At 26.7% G+C, this 20,242-nt stretch carries 17 protein-coding genes, 3 tRNA genes and 1 rRNA gene; 13 read left to right on the forward strand and 8 right to left on the reverse strand.

Annotated features, from left to right (window positions below):
- Window positions 1–27: 27 nt before the first annotated feature.
- Window positions 28–3,513, forward strand: coding sequence for a DNA polymerase III subunit alpha (gene dnaE, locus BUSG_RS01220; RefSeq protein ID WP_011053759.1), 3,486 nt, complete (start codon window positions 28–30; stop codon window positions 3,511–3,513).
- Window positions 3,514–3,532: 19 nt separating this feature from the next.
- Here the strand turns inward: dnaE and BUSG_RS01225 are convergent, their stop codons facing one another.
- A complete protein-coding gene (locus tag BUSG_RS01225) occupies window positions 3,533–5,248 on the reverse strand; it encodes a proline--tRNA ligase (RefSeq protein ID WP_011053760.1) in 1,716 nt (571 codons plus the stop codon).
- A gap of 211 nt (window positions 5,249–5,459) precedes the next feature.
- Between BUSG_RS01225 and flhB the strand changes: the two genes are divergently transcribed.
- Complete coding sequence (gene flhB / locus BUSG_RS01230; protein ID WP_011053761.1) at window positions 5,460–6,605, forward strand: flagellar biosynthesis protein FlhB; 1,146 nt, start codon at window positions 5,460–5,462, stop codon at window positions 6,603–6,605.
- Entirely contained in the window at window positions 6,598–8,685 is a 2,088-nt protein-coding gene (gene flhA, locus BUSG_RS01235) for a flagellar biosynthesis protein FlhA (RefSeq protein WP_011053762.1), read from the forward strand. The genes flhB and flhA overlap by 8 nt, the downstream gene beginning before the upstream one ends.
- A gap of 104 nt (window positions 8,686–8,789) precedes the next feature.
- On the opposite strand, the gene argS is transcribed toward flhA, so the two are convergent.
- Entirely contained in the window at window positions 8,790–10,532 is a 1,743-nt protein-coding gene (gene argS / locus BUSG_RS01240; protein WP_011053763.1) for an arginine--tRNA ligase, read from the reverse strand.
- Window positions 10,533–10,907: 375 nt separating this feature from the next.
- Between argS and BUSG_RS01245 the strand changes: the two genes are divergently transcribed.
- The 3 genes from BUSG_RS01245 to BUSG_RS01255 all read left to right on the forward strand — a co-directional run bounded on the left by BUSG_RS01245 (window position 10,908) and on the right by BUSG_RS01255 (window position 12,686).
- A 16S ribosomal RNA gene (locus BUSG_RS01245) occupies window positions 10,908–12,459 on the forward strand.
- Window positions 12,460–12,520: 61 nt separating this feature from the next.
- Window positions 12,521–12,597, forward strand: a tRNA-Ile gene (locus BUSG_RS01250).
- Window positions 12,598–12,613: 16 nt separating this feature from the next.
- Window positions 12,614–12,686: transfer RNA gene (locus BUSG_RS01255), tRNA-Ala, on the forward strand.
- 1 nt (window position 12,687) lies between these two features.
- Here BUSG_RS01255 and gloB read toward each other — a convergent pair.
- Together gloB and rnhA are read right to left on the reverse strand one after the other, a co-directional pair.
- The gene (gloB, locus tag BUSG_RS01260) at window positions 12,688–13,440 is read right to left on the reverse strand and encodes a hydroxyacylglutathione hydrolase (protein WP_011053764.1); all 753 of its coding nucleotides are present in this window, start codon (window positions 13,438–13,440) and stop codon (window positions 12,688–12,690) included.
- Between the two features lie 23 nt (window positions 13,441–13,463).
- Complete coding sequence (rnhA, locus tag BUSG_RS01265; RefSeq protein ID WP_011053765.1) at window positions 13,464–13,949, reverse strand: ribonuclease HI; 486 nt, start codon at window positions 13,947–13,949, stop codon at window positions 13,464–13,466.
- A gap of 43 nt (window positions 13,950–13,992) precedes the next feature.
- Between rnhA and dnaQ the strand changes: the two genes are divergently transcribed.
- The 5 genes from dnaQ to BUSG_RS01290 all read left to right on the forward strand — a co-directional run bounded on the left by dnaQ (window position 13,993) and on the right by BUSG_RS01290 (window position 16,780).
- Window positions 13,993–14,697 carry a DNA polymerase III subunit epsilon gene (dnaQ, locus tag BUSG_RS01270; RefSeq protein ID WP_011053766.1) on the forward strand — a complete coding sequence of 235 codons (705 nt, stop codon included), beginning with the start codon at window positions 13,993–13,995 and terminating at the stop codon, window positions 14,695–14,697.
- A 91-nt stretch (window positions 14,698–14,788) separates the two neighbouring features.
- Window positions 14,789–14,862: transfer RNA gene (locus tag BUSG_RS01275), tRNA-Asp, on the forward strand.
- Window positions 14,863–14,922: 60 nt separating this feature from the next.
- On the forward strand, window positions 14,923–15,507 hold the full coding sequence (gene lpcA / locus BUSG_RS01280) for a D-sedoheptulose 7-phosphate isomerase (RefSeq protein WP_011053767.1): 585 nt from the start codon (window positions 14,923–14,925) through the stop codon (window positions 15,505–15,507).
- Between the two features lie 103 nt (window positions 15,508–15,610).
- Window positions 15,611–16,075, forward strand: coding sequence for a xanthine phosphoribosyltransferase (gene gpt / locus BUSG_RS01285; protein WP_011053768.1), 465 nt, complete (start codon window positions 15,611–15,613; stop codon window positions 16,073–16,075).
- A 96-nt stretch (window positions 16,076–16,171) separates the two neighbouring features.
- On the forward strand, window positions 16,172–16,780 hold the full coding sequence (locus BUSG_RS01290) for a nucleotide exchange factor GrpE (protein ID WP_011053769.1): 609 nt from the start codon (window positions 16,172–16,174) through the stop codon (window positions 16,778–16,780).
- 4 nt (window positions 16,781–16,784) lie between these two features.
- Here the strand turns inward: BUSG_RS01290 and BUSG_RS01295 are convergent, their stop codons facing one another.
- Window positions 16,785–17,072 (reverse strand): RnfH family protein, encoded by a 288-nt coding sequence (locus tag BUSG_RS01295; RefSeq protein ID WP_011053770.1) that lies wholly within the window; start codon window positions 17,070–17,072, stop codon window positions 16,785–16,787.
- Window positions 17,073–17,194: 122 nt separating this feature from the next.
- Here BUSG_RS01295 and smpB point away from each other — a divergent pair, with 122 nt between their 5' ends.
- Together smpB and tadA are read left to right on the forward strand one after the other, a co-directional pair.
- Complete coding sequence (gene smpB, locus BUSG_RS01300; protein ID WP_011053771.1) at window positions 17,195–17,686, forward strand: SsrA-binding protein SmpB; 492 nt, start codon at window positions 17,195–17,197, stop codon at window positions 17,684–17,686.
- Between the two features lie 9 nt (window positions 17,687–17,695).
- Window positions 17,696–18,151, forward strand: coding sequence for a tRNA adenosine(34) deaminase TadA (gene tadA / locus BUSG_RS01305; protein WP_011053772.1), 456 nt, complete (start codon window positions 17,696–17,698; stop codon window positions 18,149–18,151).
- Between the two features lie 25 nt (window positions 18,152–18,176).
- Here the strand turns inward: tadA and acpS are convergent, their stop codons facing one another.
- From acpS to rnc, 3 genes are all read right to left on the reverse strand, one after another.
- Window positions 18,177–18,557, reverse strand: a complete 381-nt coding sequence (gene acpS / locus BUSG_RS01310; RefSeq protein WP_011053773.1) for a holo-ACP synthase — start codon at window positions 18,555–18,557, stop codon at window positions 18,177–18,179.
- 93 nt (window positions 18,558–18,650) lie between these two features.
- Window positions 18,651–19,487: a GTPase Era gene (era, locus tag BUSG_RS01315; RefSeq protein WP_011053774.1), complete on the reverse strand. Its 837-nt coding sequence runs from the start codon at window positions 19,485–19,487 to the stop codon at window positions 18,651–18,653.
- On the reverse strand, window positions 19,484–20,164 hold the full coding sequence (rnc, locus tag BUSG_RS01320; protein WP_011053775.1) for a ribonuclease III: 681 nt from the start codon (window positions 20,162–20,164) through the stop codon (window positions 19,484–19,486). Before rnc ends, era begins: the two co-directional genes overlap by 4 nt.
- Window positions 20,165–20,242 lie beyond the last annotated feature (78 nt).

The raw sequence follows: 20,242 nt of genomic DNA on the forward strand, positions 1-20,242 counted from the left end.
ATGTTGATATAATTTTTAGGAAATTCAATGAATTTAGAAGAATTTGTACATCTTCACGTACACAGCGATTATTCAATTGTTGATGGATTGTCTAAACCAGAAGATTTGATAAAAAAATCAGTTAATTTAGGCATGAAAGCACTTTCTATAACAGATTTTAATAATTTATACGGTGCAATAAAATTTTATAACGCTGCTCATAAATGGGGTTTAAAACCTATTATTGGAGTGACAGTTAAATTTTTTTCTGAGTTAATAAAAAATGAATTAACAGAACTGACTCTACTAGCTACTAATCAAGATGGATATAAAAACTTAATTTTATTAATTTCTCGTGCTTATAAAAAAGGATATTTTTGTGAAAAATATGTAACAATAGAAAAAAAGTGGTTATCAGAATTAAATAATGGATTAATACTTCTTTCAGGAGGTTGTCAAGGTGAAATTGGAAAGACTTTATTACGTGGTCAAACTTCATTAATATCTGATTGTTTACATTTTTATGAAAAATATTTTTCTGGTTTTTACTATTTAGAATTAATTCGTACGTATAGAGAAAACGAAGAAAAATATTTATCTTTAGCAGTAGACTTATCTTATTCTCAAAATATACCAGTTGTTGCAACCAATGATGTATGTTTTTTAAATAAAGAGGATTTTAAAATTCATAAAATTAGAATTGCAATTAATGAAGGTGTAAGATTGAAAGAATCTAAGATTCAAAATAATTATAGTAAACATCAATTTTTAAAAACTGAAAAAGAAATGTGTTTTCTTTTTTCTGATATTCCAGAAGCTATTATTAATAGTGTAGAAATTTCAAAACGTTGTAATGTTTTTATAAAATCTGGTCAATATTTTTTACCTCAATTTAATACAAGAAAAATAAGTATTGAAAACTATTTAATTCAAAAGTCTAATAAGGGATTAAAAAAACGTTTAGAATCAAATTTTAAAAAAGTAGATAAAGAAATTTTTTTAAAATATAAAAATCGTCTTGATACTGAACTAGGTATAATTAATAAAATGGGATTTCCTAGTTATTTTCTAATTGTTATGGAATTTATACAATGGGCAAAAGATAATAATATACCAGTAGGTCCTGGAAGAGGTTCAGGAGCTGGTTCATTAGTAGCATATGTATTAAATATAACTGAGGTAGATCCACTATTTTTCGATTTATTATTTGAACGATTTTTAAATCCTGAACGTATTTCACTACCGGATTTTGATATTGATTTTTGTATGGAAAAACGTGATCGAGTAATTGAACATGTTGTGCATACGTATGGTAGAGAATCAGTAGCTCAAATTATTACTTTTGGTACAATGACAGCGAAAGCTGTTATTAGAGATGTTGGAAGGGTTTTAGGATATCCTTATGGATTCATCAATAATTTGTCTAAATTAGTTCCTTTAGATCCAGGAATCACATTAAAAGATGCTTTTTCTAAAAATTCAGAATTATATACTTTGTATAAAAGTGACGAAGATATTCAAAATTTAATTGATGTATCAAAAAAATTAGAAGGAGTAAATCGTAATGTAGGAAAACATGCTGGAGGTGTAGTAATTTCTCCAAGTAAAATTACTGATTTTTGCCCTGTATATTGTGATGAAAAAGGTAATAATCCTGTGACACAATTTGATAAGAACGATATAGAGTATGTCGGATTGTTAAAATTTGACTTTCTTGGTTTACGTACATTGACAATTATTAATTGTGCAGTAAATATGATTAATAAAAATTTATTATTAAGTAACAAAAAAACAATTAATATCAATTCTATTCCTCTGAATGAGAGTAAATGTTTTCTTTTATTGAAAAAATGTGAGACTACAGGAATTTTTCAATTAGAATCATACGGGATGAAAGATTTAGTCAAAAGATTACAACCAGATTGTTTTGAAGATATAATCGCATTGATTGCACTTTTCAGACCTGGACCTTTACAGTCGGGAATGGTAGATAATTTTATTAATCGTAAGCATGGGTATGAAGAGATTTCATATCCTGATCATAAATGGCAGCATATATTATTAAAGCCAGTATTAGAATCAACATACGGTATTATTTTATATCAAGAACAAGTAATGCAAATTGCTCAAATTTTAGCAGGTTATACTTTAGGAAAAGCTGATATTTTAAGACGAGCAATGAGTAAAAAAAATATAAAAGACATGGCTGAACAGCGATCTATTTTCATAGAAGGTGCTCAAAAAAATGGGATTAATAGAAAGCTTGCTATAAAAATTTTTGATTTATTAGAAAAATTTGCTGGATATGGATTCAATAAATCTCATTCTGTAGCTTACGCTTTAGTATCTTATCAAACTTTATGGTTAAAAGCACACTATCCTTCTGAATTTATGGCTTCTGCTATGACTTCTGACATAGATAATACAGACAAAATTGTAATGTTAGTTAATGAATCTATTCAAATGGGCATAAAAATAATCCCTCCAAATATAAATTTAAGTAAATATGAATTTTATGTTGATCATACAAAGAATATAGTTTATGGTCTTGGAGCTGTCAAAGGTATAGGTAGAAATCCAATACTTAATCTTGTTCAAGAAAGAGAAAAAAATGGATTGTTCTCTGATCTTTTTGATCTGTGTATGCGTACTGATCCTAATAAAATCACTCGTAAAGTACTAGAAAAATTAATCATGTCAGGAAGCTGTGACTGTTTTAACAAAAATAGAAATTATTTGCTTTCTTTAATTGAAGATGCTATTAAAGCATCAAAAGAACATTTTAAAATAAAAAAATTTCAACAAGAAAGTTTATTTGGTTCATTTAAAGAAGAATTAAATATTCTAAAAAAGAATAATAATTTATTAAATTCTTTTTCTGATGAAGAAAAAAAACTAGAAAATGAACATAAAGTTTTAGGTTTATATCTTACAGGGCATCCTATTGATCGCTATGCAGAAGAATTAAAATATTATCTTAATAATTCAACATTTTCAAAATTAAAACTTTTTAATCATACTAAAAAAAAAATTATGGTGGCAGGAATAGTTGTTTCTATTAAAACAAAAGTTACGAAAAACAAGAATCGTATAGTTATTTTAATATTAGATGATAGCACTGGTCTTTTAGAAGTAGTTATTTTTAAGAGATTATTAAACATATCTGAAAAATTAATTCAATTAAATAAAATTTTAATCGTTTCAGGTTTTTTAAACACTAATTTCATTAGTAAAAATTTAAAAATGACAGCATATGATATTATGAATTTAAATTTAGCAAGAGAAAAATATCTTGATAAATTAACGATTGTATTAACCGAAAAACAAAGAGATAAATGTTTTTTAAAAAAAATTTATCAGTTTTTTCAGAATCAAACTACAGGTATAGTTCCTGTTTATATTTTTTGTAAAAAAAAAGATCTTGATTCTGAATATAAACTAATAAAAAAATGGTTAATCACAATTAGTAATAAACTTTTAGTTGAATTAGATATCTTTTCCAAAGAAAACAAAATGCAAATAAAGTATTTCTAAAAAAATTTGATTTGTTCTTTTAAATTAAGTTTAATTTTTTTTTTAAAAAATAAGTAATTTCTTTTACCTTAATTAAGGTACTCTTGTTATTTTTTCTTTCTCTATATTCAACTTTATTTTCATTAATATGACGTGGACTAATTATAATTTGATGTGGAATTCCAATTAAATCTATTTGATTAAACATAATGCCTGGTCTTTCATTGCGATCGTATAAAATAACGTCTATTTTTTCTTTTTTTAAAATTTTGTATAAATTTTCTGTAATTTCTTTTATTTTAATACAATTTTTTGTATTTAAAGGCAGGATTACAACTTGAAAGGGAGCGATAGAATCAGGCCAAATAATTCCATTATCATCATAATTTTGTTCAATTACAGAAGCAACGATTCGTGTTATTCCTATACCATAGCACCCCATATGTATATGTTTATAGTTATTGTGTTGTTCTTGAACTAGTACGTTCATTTTTTTTGAATATTCTTTTCCTAATTGAAAAATATGTCCAATTTCAATGCTTTTCTTAATTTCTAAAGATTTTGATCCATCTGAACTTATATCTTTTTTTGTTATATTTCTAATATCTTTAATAATTGGAATAGGAAGATCTACATTCCAATTCACATTAATAAAAAATTTTTCATTTATGTTAGATCCAATAGTAAAATCTTTCATATAATATACAGAAACGTCAGCGAAAATAGGAATTTTCAATCCTAAAGGGCCTAAAAATTTTGATTTAACTCCCATTAAAGTGATTATTTCTTCTTCATTTACAAATGATAATGGTTTTTCAATTATATCGATTTCTTCTATTTTAAATAAATTTAATTCGTGTTCTTGACGAATCAATAGAGCAGCTAAGGAAGGTTGATTATTAATTTTAGTACGAACTAAAATAGTTTTTATAAAATTTTTAATGGGTTTTTTAAATTCATTAAAATTTTTTGTGCATTTTTTACTTTTTATTTGATTCGGAATTATTCGATTTTTTTCTTTTAAAAAGTTAATACTTTGCATTGATTTTGCTGTATTGATATTTGAAGCATATGCTGTATTTTTTGAAAAAACAATTTCATCTTCACCATTTTCAGACAAAGCTTGAAATTCATGAGAAATACTTCCTCCCATAGATCCTGAATCAGCATTTACTGCACGAAATTGAATTTTTATTTTATTAAATATATTTATGTAACTTTGATAAAAATCATTATAAGTTTTTTCCAAACAATGTTTATTAATATGGAAAGAATAAGCATCTTTCATAATAAATTCGCGGGATCTAACAATACCAAATCTAGGCCTTATTTCATCTCGAAATTTTGTTTGTATTTGATATATAATTAAAGGAAGTTCTTTAAATGAATTAATTTCATTTCGAATAAAATTAGTTACGACTTCTTCGTTAGTTGGTCCTAATATAAATTTCTGATTACGTCGATCATAAAATTGAAATAATTCCTCTCCATATATACTTAATCGTCCACTATTTTCCCATAGTTTTTTAGGTTGTACAACTGGCATTAAAACTTCTAAAGCATTTATTTTTCTCATTTCATTTTTGATAATGTCTTTTATTTTATTTAATACCCTGATACCTGTTGGAAGCCAAATATATATACCTGAAGATAGTTTTCTAATCATTCCACTTTTTAGCATAAGTTGATGACTGATAATTTTTGCATGATGTGGTGTTTCTTTTAAAGTTGAGAATAAATATTTACTTGCACGCATATAAAAAAAGTCTCGATTATAAGAATAAAAATAATTTTTTTTAAAATAAAATATTTATTTCAAAAATATTTAAAATGTTTATTTTAAATTATGATTAATAACCTTATTATATAATAAAATTGTATTTAAAATATTTTTTTTAAAAATATAGTTTTATTGAATTAAAATTAATTTTTTAATTAAAAAACTTTAATGGTTAAAAGTATTTAACATGAATCACGATATAAATGAAGAAAAAACAGAACAGCCAACAGAACATCATATTAAAAAATTTAGAAAAAAAGGCGAGACGAGATATTCACGTGAATTGAACTCTTTGTTAATTTTAATATTTGGTCTGTCTAATTTATGGTGGTCGAGATATTCAATTATTTTTGAATTAAAAACTATTATGTTTAATAGTTTTAATTTTAATCAAAATATTCTTACAAACCAACAAAATATTTCATTAAATTTCTTTTTTTTTATAAAAAAAATATTGATTGTTTTTTTTCCATTTTTTTCATTTTTAATCTGTATAATTATTATTCCTCCTATTTTATTTGGTGGTATAAAGTTTAATTTTACGTCATTAAAATTGAATTTTGCAAGATTAAATTTATTACATGGTTTAAAAAAATTTTTTTCTTTTCAAATATTTATTGAACTGTTTAAAACAACACTGAAGTTATTTATAATTAGCTGTATATCTATTTTTTATCTATGGATTTATTTTTATAAAATATTATTTTTAAGTACTAAAAATATTTCATCTTCGTTACTCGATGGGTTTAATGTAATTTTTTATTGCTGTATTTTAATAATACTAGGGTTGATACCGATTGTAATTTTAGACGTTTTTTGGCGACAATGGAGTTATTACAAAAAATTAAAAATGACTCATCAAGAGATAAAAGATGAATTTAAGGAAAGAGAAGGAAGTCCACAAATAAAAGCACGGATTCGACAGCAAATGAAAATAAATTTAAGAAGAAGAATGATTTCAGATGTTCCTAAAGCAGATGTTATTATAACTAATCCCATTCATTATGCAATTGCACTTAAGTATGATATTCATAAAATGAATGCTCCTAAGGTAATAGCTAAGGGTATTGGTGCAACAGCTATGAAAATACAAAAAATTGCCCTTAAAAATGGTATTGCTATTATTGCCTCTCCATCTTTAGCACGTGCATTATATCGTTATTCAGAAATAGGTCAATATATCCCAGGTCCTCTTTATAAAGCTGTAGCTGAAATTTTAGCATGGGTTTGGAAAGTGAAAAAATGGAAAAGAGAGGGTGGTATTTTCCCTGAAAAACCTAAAAATATATCAGTTCCATCAGAATTAAATGTTACAGGAGAAAGTAATGATTAATTTTTCTTCTTTTTTTCGGATTATACAAAATTTAAAAAAAACACAATGGCAAACACTAATAGGTCCTGTTTTAATTTTAATTATTTTATCCATGATGGTCTTACCATTAGCACCATTTGTTTTAGATGTTTTTTTTACCTTTAATATCGCTCTATCAATAATTATTTTACTTGTTTCAATGTTTACTCGACATACTTTAGATTTTGCTGCTTTTCCAACAATTTTACTGTTTTCTACATTGTTACGTTTAGCACTAAACGTTGCATCTACACGTGTAATATTTTTAAATGGTCATAATGGGACTCATTCAGCAGGTCGGGTAATAGAATCATTTGGTCATTTTTTAGTAGGAGGAAATTTTGCCATTGGTATAGTTGTTTTTGTTATTTTAGTTATTATTAATTTTATGGTAATTACCAAAGGATCGGGAAGAATAGCAGAAGTTGGAGCAAGATTTATATTAGACGCAATGCCGGGAAAACAAATGGCTATTGATGCTGATTTAAATGCAGGTTTAATTGGGGAGGAAGAAGCTAAAAAACGTCGTTTAAAAATAACAAAAGAAGCTGATTTTTATGGATCAATGGATGGTGCAAGTAAATTTGTTCGAGGAGATGCCATTGCCGGTATTTTGATTATGGTTCTTAATATTTTTGGAGGACTAATTATAGGTTTTTTTCAGCATAATATGTTATTAGGTAAAGCTGCAGAAGTATATACCTTATTAACTATAGGAGATGGTTTAGTTGCTCAAATTCCAGCTTTAGTTATTTCTACAGCTGCTGGAGTAATTGTAACACGTGTAAGTACCAATCAAAATGTTGGTGAGCAAATGATAAGTCAATTATTTTGCAATTCACAGGTAATTTTACTGAGTGCAATAGTTTTAGGTATTCTTGGTTTAGTTCCAGGAATGCCAAACATCATATTCTTAGTATTTACCGTTTCCCTATTATCTCTTTCTTGGTGGTTAAGTAGAAAAAAAAATAATATTAAGAAAAATGTTTTAATTTCTGACAGTAAATATAAATCAAGAGAAAATTCAATTTCTGAAGCTTCTTGGAATGATGTTGAATTAGAAGATCCTATAAGAATAGAAATAGGGTATAATTTAATACCTATGGTGGACATTCAAAAAAAAGGTGATTTATTAGATAAAATTCGTATTATTCGCAAAAAATTTGCTCAAGAAATTGGATTTCTTCCTCCATTAGTACATATTAAAAATAATATAAATTTGAAACGAACTAGTTATCAAATTTTTATCAAAGGAGTAGAAGTGGGTCAAGGTACGTGTTTTTATGGAAAATATATGGCTATTCGTTCAGGAAGAGAAACGGAACCTTTACCATTTAAAGAGGTTTATGAACCTACTTTTGGTTTATCTGGTTATTGGATCGATTTAAACTTTAAAAATAAAGCAGAAAAAAAAGGTTACTCTGTGGTAGAAGCCAGTGCTATTATTGCAACGCATTTAAATTTTTTGATTTCTAAACATATTGATGAATTATTCGGTCGTCAAGAAGCTCAACAATTATTAGATCATGTTAATTTAGAAATGCCAAAATTAACTGAAGATTTAATACCTAACATAATAAATTTAACGATTTTACACAAAATTTTAAAAAATTTACTTTTAGAAGAAGTACCAATACGAGATATGAGAACAATTTTAGAAACATTATCAGAATTTTCTATTGATCAAAAAGATCCAAATGAATTAACTAGTTTAGTTCGTATTGCATTAAGTAAAATTATTACACAAAAATTGTTTTATAAAAAAGATATTATTGAAATAATAGGTTTAGAAAAAAATTTAGAACAATTACTATTAGATAATCTAAAAGGACAAAATAATACTATAGAACCAAGTTTATTTGAATTACTTATGATTAAAACTCAAGAAGCTATTGAAAAACAAAAATTAATAAATGCTCCTATTGTATTATTAGTCACTCATCCTCTTCGATTTTTTTTGTCGAAAATTTTGCGAAAAAAGTTTCCAGAATTAACAGTTTTATCTCAATTTGAAGTAACGGATATAAAAAAAGTAAAAATGACTAGTATAATCGGTAGTTAATTTTATTTTATAAATTCAGATTGGTGTGGTTTTAGGTAGTACGTTTTTAGTACTGCGTTATTTCCCCACCTTACTGATTTTTTTAAAAAAAATAAATTATTTTTTTACATTTTTTTTATTGTTTTAATTCCTAATAAATTCAGTCCTTTTTTTATTGTTTTTGCTGTTAAAAAAGATAATTTAATCCTGCTTTTTCGAATTTTTATTTTTTCAGAAAAGAGAATTGAACAGTTTTCATAAAAATGAGAAAAATACGTAGAGAGTTGATAAAGATATTTACACATAATATGAGGAGTTCCATTTTTAGCTATTAATAGAATGATTTCTTCAAATTCTAGTATTTTAATAGCTAAGTTAATTTCACTTTCTTCATTAAGAATAATTTTCATTTTTATTTTATGTAATGGAATATTTGACTTTTTTAAAATAGATATAATTCTTGTATAAGCGTATTGTATATAAGGCGCTGTATTACCTTCAAAACTTAGCATTTTGTCCCAATCAAATATATAATTAGTGTTTCTATTTTTAGATAGATCAGAATATTTTACAGCACTTATTCCAATTATTTCCCCTAATTTGATTAATTTTTTTTTGCATAAGTTAGGTTGTTTTTTTTGAATTAAATTAGTAGCTCTATTTATAGATTCATTAAGTAGATTAGAAAGTTTAATTGTATTTCCGTCACGAGTTTTAAAAGGACGTCTATTTTTAGATAACATCATTCCAAACATATGATGTTCTAATAATAAATTTTTAGATATATAATTAGCTTTTTCAGCAATAGTCCATGATTGTAGAAGATGTTGATATTGACGAGAATCAGTATAATATATGATTCGATCAGCATGTAAGTTTTGATACCTATATTTAAGGCAAGCAATATCAGTAGTAGAATATAAAAAACCTTTGTCTTTTTTTCGGATTATAACTCCCATGGAGTCTCCCATCCTGTTTTTAAACTCATCAAGAAAAACAATAACAGCTCCATTTTTTTCAATAGCTATTTTTTGTTTTTTAAGATCTTCTACAATTTTCGGAAGCATTGGGTTATAGAAACTTTCACCCATAGTATGTTTTTCTTCCAATGTTACATTAAGTTTTTTATATATTTTGTAATTTTCTAACATAGTTATTGATACTAATTTTTTCCAAATAGCACAACAATATTGATCTCCATTTTGTAATTTTACTACAAATTCTCTAGATTTTTTTGAAAATAGTTCATTTGAATTGTATTGTTTTTTTGATTGACAATAAATATTGTCTAAATCTTGAAGTGAAAGAAGATTTTTTTTTAATTTTTTTAATAATTTTTTATCTTCTAAATACGCAATGAGTATACCAAATTGTGTCCCCCAATCTCCAATATGATTTGCTCTAATTACCTTTTGTCCTAAAAATTCTAGTATTCTTACTGTAACGTCTCCTATTATAGTTGATCTTAAATGTCCAACATGCATTTCTTTTGCAATATTGGGAGAAGAATAATCTATTACAATATTTTTTTTAGGATAAATATATTTGACACCAAGACGAGATGAAATAAATGGTATTTCTAATTTTTCAGATAACCATTCATTTTTAATAAAAATGTTAATAAATCCTGGATGTGAAAAAATTATTTTTTTATAGATCTTTTTTTTTTCTATAAGAATCAGTATTTTTTGAAATAATTTATAGGGTTTTATTTTCAATCTAGAAGATATTTTCATTAGATTGTCAACTTGATAATGACCAAGTTCTATTTTTTTACTTGATATAATAAATACTTCATAAGTGTAATTACTATTAATTTTGATTAAAGCTTGTTCAATATCTTTTTTTATTAGATATTTTATATTCATAAATAAATAACCTTTTTAATAAATTAAAAAAATAAATTTTTAGAAAACAAGATTTGCTATAAATTTTTTTTAAATGTCGTTAAATACAATATATTATTTTAATTCGTCTTAATATTTTTTATTTATAATGTTATTATAATTTCTTTCTCTTTATTAATATAACTTACTTTAATAAATTTTTTTATAAAATTAAAAATTAATTTTATTAAAAAAGGTTGACAACACGATAAAAAAAATGTAATCTCATATAAAGTTTAAAAACAACGCTCTTTAACAAAATAATTAGATAATCTGTGTGGGCACAGAAAATTAAGTACAAGATTACTTTTTTAAAAAAATCTTAAAGTTATTTTTTCTTTAAGAAAAAAGATTTTAAAACTGAAGAGTTTGATCATGGCTCAGATTGAACGCTGGCGGCAAGCCTAACACATGCAAGTCGAGCGGCAGCGAAAAGAAAGCTTGCTTTCTTGTCGGCGAGCGGCAAACGGGTGAGTAATATCTGGGGATCTGCCCAAAAGAGGGGGATAACTACTAGAAATGGTAGCTAATACCGCATAAAGTTGAAAAACCAAAGTGGGGGACCTTTTTTAAAGGCCTCATGCTTTTGGATGAACCCAGACGAGATTAGCTTGTTGGTAAGGTAAAAGCTTACCAAGGCAACGATCTCTAGCTGGTCTGAGAGGATAACCAGCCACACTGGAACTGAGACACGGTCCAGACTCCTACGGGAGGCAGCAGTGGGGAATATTGCACAATGGGCGAAAGCCTGATGCAGCTATGCCGCGTGTATGAAGAAGGCCTTAGGGTTGTAAAGTACTTTCAGCGGGGAGGAAAAAATTAAAACTAATAATTTTATTTTGTGACGTTACCCGCAGAAGAAGCACCGGCTAACTCCGTGCCAGCAGCCGCGGTAATACGGAGGGTGCGAGCGTTAATCAGAATTACTGGGCGTAAAGAGCACGTAGGTGGTTTTTTAAGTCAGATGTGAAATCCCTAGGCTTAACCTAGGAACTGCATTTGAAACTGAAATGCTAGAGTATCGTAGAGGGAGGTAGAATTCTAGGTGTAGCGGTGAAATGCGTAGATATCTGGAGGAATACCCGTGGCGAAAGCGGCCTCCTAAACGAATACTGACACTGAGGTGCGAAAGCGTGGGGAGCAAACAGGATTAGATACCCTGGTAGTCCATGCCGTAAACGATGTCGACTTGGAGGTTGTTTCCAAGAGAAGTGACTTCCGAAGCTAACGCGTTAAGTCGACCGCCTGGGGAGTACGGCCGCAAGGCTAAAACTCAAATGAATTGACGGGGGCCCGCACAAGCGGTGGAGCATGTGGTTTAATTCGATGCAACGCGAAAAACCTTACCTGGTCTTGACATCCACAGAATTTTTTAGAAATAAAAAAGTGCCTTCGGGAACTGTGAGACAGGTGCTGCATGGCTGTCGTCAGCTCGTGTTGTGAAATGTTGGGTTAAGTCCCGCAACGAGCGCAACCCTTATCCCCTGTTGCCAGCGGTTCGGCCGGGAACTCAGAGGAGACTGCCGGTTATAAACCGGAGGAAGGTGGGGACGACGTCAAGTCATCATGGCCCTTACGACCAGGGCTACACACGTGCTACAATGGTTTATACAAAGAGAAGCAAATCTGTAAAGACAAGCAAACCTCATAAAGTAAATCGTAGTCCGGACTGGAGTCTGCAACTCGACTCCACGAAGTCGGAATCGCTAGTAATCGTGGATCAGAATGCCACGGTGAATACGTTCCCGGGCCTTGTACACACCGCCCGTCACACCATGGGAGTGGGTTGCAAAAGAAGCAGATTTCCTAACCACGAAAGTGGAAGGCGTCTACCACTTTGTGATTCATGACTGGGGTGAAGTCGTAACAAGGTAACCGTAGGGGAACCTGCGGTTGGATCACCTCCTTAAAAATATATACTTTTTTTGAAAGTGCCCACACAAATTATCTAATAAAATTTTGTTTAATAAAGGCTTGTAGCTCAGATGGTAAGAGCGCACCCCTGATAAGGGTGAGGTCGGTGGTTCAACTCCACTCAGGCCTACCATAGTAAACATTATCTGGGGGCTATAGCTCAGCTGGGAGAGCGCCTGCCTTGCACGCAGGAGGTCAGCGGTTCAATCCCGCTTAGCTCCAATTAAAAATCATCTTTCTCTTTCCTTAGTAAAATAAAAACCTCAAAGCTGCTCGTGTCTTTTTTTAACCCCATTGCTTTTTTAATTGTCTTCTCATTTGTTCTTAAAAAAATATTTATTTTTTTTTCAGTTTCAAGAGAAACTGGAAGACTTGTCTTATTCTGAGAAATATGCTTTTTTATTTTCTTATAGTATTTTTTTATTTTTTTATCAAATGGGAGAATAGACATAGCGAAATTTAAATTAGATAGAGTATATTCATGAGAACAACATAAAATTGTTTTTTTTGGTAATGATTTTATAAAATTAATAGATTGATACATATCAAAAAATTTATTTTTAAAAACACGACCGCAACCTCCTGAAAATAAAGTATCTCCGCAAAAAATATATGGTTTTAAATAATATGAAACATGTCCTAACGTATGACCTGGTGTAAGAAAAACATGAATTTCACTTTTTAACAATTTTATTACATCTCCTTGTTTTACAATTTTATTTACATTTCTTGTTTTTGTTTCTTCAGGACCAAAAACAGTTACGTTTGGATATCTTCTTATAATTTCTTCTACTCCTCCTACATGATCAATATGATTATGAGTTAATAAAATTGCTATTAGTTTCCAATTTTTTTTTTCTATTTTTTTTATTATATCTTCTGAAACACCAGGATCAATAATTATACAAGAACAATTATCGTTGTATAGAATCCAAACGTAATTATCTTTTAATACAGAAATACTTGTTAAAATCATGTTTAATTCCATTAAAAAAAATTTTATAAATTTTTGTTTTGATAAAAGTTATTTTCATAAAAAAAATCTTTAACTGAAGGACTTTGAGCAGATTGACGTGCTATTTTATCACATCTTTCGTTTTCTAAATGACCCATATGGGCTTTAACCCAAAACCATGTAATATGATGATTTTTTATAACAGCATTGATACGTAACCATAAATCTAAATTTTTTATTAATTTTTTTTTAGTTGTTTTCCATTTCTTTTTCTCCCATGTAGCAATCCAATTTGTAATACCTTGCTTTACATATTGACTGTCAATTGTAATTTCAACTATGCAAGATTCTTTAAGAGATTCTAAACCACATATTACACCCATTAATTCCATTCTATTATTTGTAGTTAAAAAAAAACCGGAAGTTAATATCTTTTCATGTAATTTATAACGTAATATTGTACCATATCCACCTGATCCAGGATTTCCTAAACAAGAACCATCTGAAAACATTTTAACTAATTTTAACATTTTAATAATTATTCCAATATTAAATAACTTAAATAGATCATTTATGATGAATAATACACAAAGAATAATTGTTTTAGATACTGAAACAACAGGAATGAATAGTGTAGGTCCACCTTATCTTAATCATAGAATTATTGAAATTGGTGCCATTGAAATAATTAATCGTCGTTTTACAGGGAAAAAATTTCATACTTATATTAAACCTAATAGATTGATAGAATCTGACGCTTCAAAAATTCATGGTATTACTGATGATTTTTTATCAGATAAACCATCTTTTAAAGACATAGCTAAAGATTTTTTTAATTATATAAAAAATTCAGAATTAATAATTCATAATGCATCTTTTGATGTAGGTTTCATAAATCAAGAATTTTCAATGTTAACTAAAAAAATACAAGATATATCAAATTTTTGTAATATTATAGATACATTAAAGATAGCTAGAAAATTATTTCCTGGTAAAAAAAATACCTTAGACGCATTATGTATGCGTTATAAAATAAAAAATTCTCATAGAGTTTTACATGGTGCTATTTTAGATGCTTTTCTATTAGGTAAATTATATCTTTTAATGACTAGTGGTCAAGAATCAATTATATTTAATAAAAATATCCAAAATGAAAGAAATTTTAGATATATTAAAAAATCAATAACAAAAAAACATCGTTTTTTAAAAATAATAAAAGCAAATAAAACAGAATTAAAACTTCATAATGAATATTTAAAATTTTTAAAAGAAAAATAATGTCTATTTCGTAGTAAATTATGAATAACTATAAAAAGATGATTGACTCATTTTTTTAAAATATGTACAATGTATAAATATTAATAATAAAGGTGCGGTAGTTCAGTCGGTTAGAATACCGGCCTGTCACGCCGGGGGTCGCGGGTTCGAATCCCGTCCGCACCGAAAAAAATAATTCTCTTTAATAATTTTTTCTATTTTTTTAAATTTTAAGAACATTCAAAAATGTATAAAAAAATTATTTCTTCTGAATTAGATGCTGCATTAAAAATATTAAAAAATTTTTTAAAAAACGAAGAGCAAATAGAAAATATTGAAAAGGCAGCTATCTTAATTGCAAAATCCTTTAAAAACAAAAATAAAGTAATTTCATGTGGAAACGGTGGTTCTCATTGTGATGCAGTTCATTTTTCTGAAGAATTAACTGGTCTTTATCGAGAAAAAAGACCCGGATACGCTGCAATACCTATTTCTGATGTTGGTCATATTTCTGCAATAGGAAATGATTTTGGATATGATCAAATATTTTCACGTTATATAGAAAGTATTGGTTTGCCTAACGACGTACTTCTAGCAATTTCTACTTCCGGAAACTCTATTAATATTATTAATGCAATACAGACTGCACATAGAAAAAAAATGAAAGTAATTGTTTTAACGGGAAATGATGGAGGTCAAGTTAAACATTTATCTGATGTAGAAATTTGTATTCCATATCATGGTTATTCAGACCGAATACAAGAAATGCATATTAAGATTATTCATATATTAATATTAATTATTGAAAAAGAAATGAAAAAAATAAACTAATTAATCATTGACTTTTATTTTAATAATTATAAATCCTACAATAATTACAAATTATTTCCACTTTTCTAATAAATACTATTTTATAGTTTTGGATTTTTTTTTTATGAGTGAGAAATATATTGTTACTTGGGATATGCTTCAAATTCATACTAGAATACTAGCTCATCGACTACTTAAAACAAAAAATGCTTGGAACGGGATAATTGCTGTAAGCCGGGGAGGTCTTGTCCCCTCTGCTATATTAGCAAGGGAATTAGGTATTCGATGTGTAGACACCGTATGTATTGCAAGCTATAATTATGATTGTTTACAAAAAAATAGAAAAATAATTAAAAAAGCAAGGGGCGATGGAGAAAAGATTATTGTTGTAGACGATCTTGTTGACACAGGAGGGACAGCAAAAATTATTCGTAATTTGTACCCAAAAGCATACTTTGTAACTATTTTTGCAAAACCGTTAGGTCGATTATTAGTAGATGATTATATTATCGACATTGATCAAAACATATGGATAGAACAACCATGGGATATGTCAATATCTTATATTTCACCTCTTATTAAAAAATAATAATACTAATTTCAAAAATTAAAAAATTGTTTTTTATAAAAAATACTATAAAATTACATCAATAAATATGTATTAAATTGTAAAAAAGGTACATTTATGAAAAATAAAAAAGAAGAAAAAATTAATAATTTAAAAAAAGAAGAAAAAATTAATAATTTAAAAAAAGAAGAAAAAATTAATAATTTAAAAAAAGAAGAAAAAGAAAAAAATGATGACGTTCAAAACAAAATAATAGATTTATTAGAAATAAAGTTAAAGAAATCGCAAGAAAAAATTATTAATATGCAATTAAAGAATCATGAAGAAATTTTAAAATTAAATTATCGTTTAAATAGTGATATAGAAAAATCTAGAAAGTTTTCTTTAGAAAAAGTAATAATTGAATTTCTTCCGATTATAGACAATATCGAACGTGCTCTAAGTGTAATTAAAGATAAAAAAGAAGCATTTTATTTAGAAATTATTAATAAAATGAATTTTATTTTTTCCTTATTAGAAGAAATTTTAAGTGAATTTAATGTGTCAAAAATTAATGAAAAAAACATTTCATTTGATCCAGAAATTCATCAAGCCATGTCTATTAATTATAATGATGAAATAGAAGATAATCATGTAGTAGATGTTATGCAATCTGGTTATATGCTTCATAAAGCTCGTTTATTGCGCCCTGCTATGGTTATTGTTTCAAAAAGAAAAAATAATTAATTTTTTATTTTTTTAAACAAATATTTGATCTTTTTCTTCTTCGTTCTTTGGGATCGATTATTAAATTCCTATAAATTTCAATTCGATCTCCATTTTTTACATTTTCATTTAAATGTACTAACTTATTATAAATTCCTACATTATTTTTATAAAATTGAATATTTTTTACTGTATTAAGTAAATTTGAAGCTAATATAGCATCTTTTACAGTTGAATTGGAATCAATATGAACTTCTTTAATATATTGAATATCTGGTAAGGCATAAACTACCTTAACTTTAATAATATTCATAATTTCTTAAATTTATTTTTTAATAAACTCTTTCTAACAAACTTTTAAAAATAAATCAATATATATAAGTAAAATTTTTTAAAAAATATTTAAATATAAGTTTTTTCGGATTACATCTAATTATGTCTTATAAAAAAAAACGTTGTTTAAAATCATCTATCATTTGTAAAAATAAAAAAGCGTACTATAACTATTTTATAGAGGAAGTATTTCAATCAGGTCTTGTATTAATGGGATGGGAAGTAAAATCAATTCGATTAGGACAAGTAAATATTATTGAAAGTTACATTAATAATGATAATTTGAATGAAATGTATCTTTATAATTCTATTGTTCAACCTTTACATACATCTTCGAATTATGTATCGTGTGATTCTTCTAGAAAAAGAAAATTACTTTTGCATAAAAATGAAATTCAATATTTATGTAATAAAAAAAATAAAATAGGTTCTACATTAGTTGCATTATCTTTGTTTTGGGAAAAATCTTGGTGTAAATTAAATTTTGGATTAGCTAAGGGAAAAACTAAAATAGATAAAAGAGCGAGTGAAAAACAAAACGAATGGAAAAAAGAAAAATTAAAAATTTTAAAGAAAGTTAAATTTCAGAATTAAAAATATTTTATGAAAAGTAATCGCGATAGCTATTGGATGAAAATTGCTTTAAAATATGCATATTATGCAGAAGAAAATGGAGAGGTACCTATAGGTGCAATACTTGTTTTTCAAGAAAAAATAATAGGAACGGGATGGAATAGTGTTATTTCTCAAAATGATTCTACTGCTCACGCAGAAATTATAGCTTTACGTGAAGCAGGTAGAAACATAAAAAATTATAGATTAGTAAATACAACGTTATATGTCACATTACAACCATGTATGATGTGTTGTGGAGCTATTATAAATAGTCGTATTAAAAGATTAGTATTTGGTGCAAGTTATAAAGATTTAAAAAAAAACCCCTTTTTAAAAAAAATTTTTATAAATCTAGAAAAAAATAAATTAAAAATAAAAAAACACATAATGAGAAATGAATGTGCTAAGATATTAAGCAATTTTTTTAAAAATAAAAGATTTTAATTTATACCCTTTTTCTTAAAAATAATTATTTTTCTAAAATAACTAATGCACATGCGTACAATTTCTCATCAGATATACTGACAAATATAGATTTACATTTCATCTCTTCAGATTTTTGTAAAGCATATTTTAAAAAACGTAATTTTGGTTTACCTAAATTATTATTATATAATTCTATTTGATTAAATTTTATTCCATAACTTATCCCTGTTCCTAAAGCTTTAGAAGCTGCTTCTTTAACTGCAAATCTTTTAGCAAGAAATTTTATGGGGTTTTTATTGACTTTATATTTTTCCAATTCTTGCACTGATAAAATTCTTTCAGCTAATTTATCTTTAAAATTGTAAACAATATTTTTAATACGAAAAATTTCTATAATATCTGTTCCTATACCAATAATAGACATTTTAGTAGTAAAATTTCCTTTGTTTTAGTAAAATGTTTAGTTTGATTTTTAAAATTAGTTAAAATTTTTAAGTATTTTAACTAATTTTAAAAACTATTTTTTAATTTTCACCTTCACCCATATTATAAGATATATTTTCATATTTATTTTTTTTTCAATATCTAACCTAGATGCAATACTAATTTTTTTAATCCCTTCAGCTTTTTTTCCAATAATAATTTTTTTTTGTCTTTCATGTTTTACATAAATTGCAGCTCTAATATACAGTTTTTTTTTGAATTTTTCCTCAATTGATTCAATTTTTACTGTTATTATTGAAGGTAATTCATCTCTTAAAAAAAATATTAACTTTTGACGAATGATTTCAGATATTGAAAAAGATAAAGAATGTGTTGTAATATATTTTTTAGGAAAAATATGATTGTTATTTGGTAAATAGGGGTATATTAAATTTTCTAAAAGAACTATATTTTCTCTTTTTTTTGCCGAAATAGGTATAATTTCTATTGGATTAATTTTTTTTAAAAGAAAATTAATATGTGGTAAAATTATACTTTTATCTAAAATTTTATCAATCTTATTGATAACACAAATAATTGGAATCTTATTTTTTTTAATTTTATTTAACACTATTTCGTCATCTGTTTTCCAGACAGTACGATCTACAATAAATAAAATTAATATTGAACTTTTTATAATTTTAAAACTATCATCTTTTTCGTTATTCAAATATATTCCTGGTGTATCTACGTAGATAAATTGATGTAATTGTTTTGTTTTTATACCTAGGATGTTTTTTTGTGTTGTATTTTTCTTTTTTGATGTAATAGAAATTTCATTCTCGATTATTTCGTTAATTAAAGTTGATTTACCCACATTTGGCTTACCAACAATCGCTATGTATCCGCAATATTGTTTTCTTTTTTTCACTCTACACCTAATTTAATTAATGCTTTTCTTGCTGCATCTTGTTCTGCTTTTCTTCTACTTGTACCTTTACCAATGAAACTTGTTGAAAGTGTACTCACTTCACAATGAATAGTAAACAATTGATTGTGTGCTTCGCCATAAACTTCAACAATAAAATATGAAGGTAAGGATAAATGTTTAGATTGTAAATATTCTTGCAATCGTGTCTTAGGATCTTTTTGTGTGTCTCCAGGACTGATTTTTTCTAAACGTTTTTCGTACCATTTAAGTATTAATTCTTCTACTGTTTTAATATTACTATCTAAATAAATACTACCGATTAAAGCTTCTACAGTATTAGCTAAAATAGATTCACGACGGAAACCTCCGCTTTTCAATTCACCTTGACCTAATTGGAGATATTCTCCTAAATCAAATTCATATGCTATTTCTGCTAAGGTATTACCTCTTACTAAAGTAGCTCTCATACGACTCATATCACCTTCATCAATATACGGAAAATGCTGATATAAAGCATTAGCAATTACAAAGCTTAGAATTGAATCTCCTAAAAATTCGAGTCTTTCATTATGTTTACTACTTGCACTACGATGGGTTAATGCCTGTTTTAACAACTCTTGATGAGTAAAGGTATATCCTAATATTTGCTGTATTTTATTTGCTACGATATGGTTCATGTTATACCAATTTCAATAATATTTTAATTGATTTTTACATATAACAGGAAAAACAGTAAAATTTTGATAACATTGAAG

This window comes from Buchnera aphidicola str. Sg (Schizaphis graminum) (assembly GCF_000007365.1).
Classification (GTDB): Bacteria; Pseudomonadota; Gammaproteobacteria; order Enterobacterales; family Enterobacteriaceae; genus Buchnera; species Buchnera aphidicola.

Coding starts and splice junctions, on each gene's coding strand:
- gloB (WP_011053764.1), bottom strand. CDS start 13,440: ATGATTTTAACAAGTATTTCTGTATTAAAAGATAATTACGTTTGGATT.
- dnaE (WP_011053759.1), top strand. CDS start 28: ATGAATTTAGAAGAATTTGTACATCTTCACGTACACAGCGATTATTCA.
- flhB (WP_011053761.1), top strand. CDS start 5,460: ATGAATCACGATATAAATGAAGAAAAAACAGAACAGCCAACAGAACAT.
- argS (WP_011053763.1), bottom strand. CDS start 10,532: ATGAATATAAAATATCTAATAAAAAAAGATATTGAACAAGCTTTAATC.
- acpS (WP_011053773.1), bottom strand. CDS start 18,557: ATGTCTATTATTGGTATAGGAACAGATATTATAGAAATTTTTCGTATT.
- flhA (WP_011053762.1), top strand. CDS start 6,598: ATGATTAATTTTTCTTCTTTTTTTCGGATTATACAAAATTTAAAAAAA.
- rnc (WP_011053775.1), bottom strand. CDS start 20,164: ATGAACCATATCGTAGCAAATAAAATACAGCAAATATTAGGATATACC.
- tadA (WP_011053772.1), top strand. CDS start 17,696: ATGAAAAGTAATCGCGATAGCTATTGGATGAAAATTGCTTTAAAATAT.
- lpcA (WP_011053767.1), top strand. CDS start 14,923: ATGTATAAAAAAATTATTTCTTCTGAATTAGATGCTGCATTAAAAATA.
- BUSG_RS01295 (WP_011053770.1), bottom strand. CDS start 17,072: ATGAATATTATTAAAGTTAAGGTAGTTTATGCCTTACCAGATATTCAA.
- BUSG_RS01290 (WP_011053769.1), top strand. CDS start 16,172: ATGAAAAATAAAAAAGAAGAAAAAATTAATAATTTAAAAAAAGAAGAA.
- smpB (WP_011053771.1), top strand. CDS start 17,195: ATGTCTTATAAAAAAAAACGTTGTTTAAAATCATCTATCATTTGTAAA.
- rnhA (WP_011053765.1), bottom strand. CDS start 13,949: ATGTTAAAATTAGTTAAAATGTTTTCAGATGGTTCTTGTTTAGGAAAT.
- BUSG_RS01225 (WP_011053760.1), bottom strand. CDS start 5,248: ATGCGTGCAAGTAAATATTTATTCTCAACTTTAAAAGAAACACCACAT.
- gpt (WP_011053768.1), top strand. CDS start 15,611: ATGAGTGAGAAATATATTGTTACTTGGGATATGCTTCAAATTCATACT.
- dnaQ (WP_011053766.1), top strand. CDS start 13,993: ATGATGAATAATACACAAAGAATAATTGTTTTAGATACTGAAACAACA.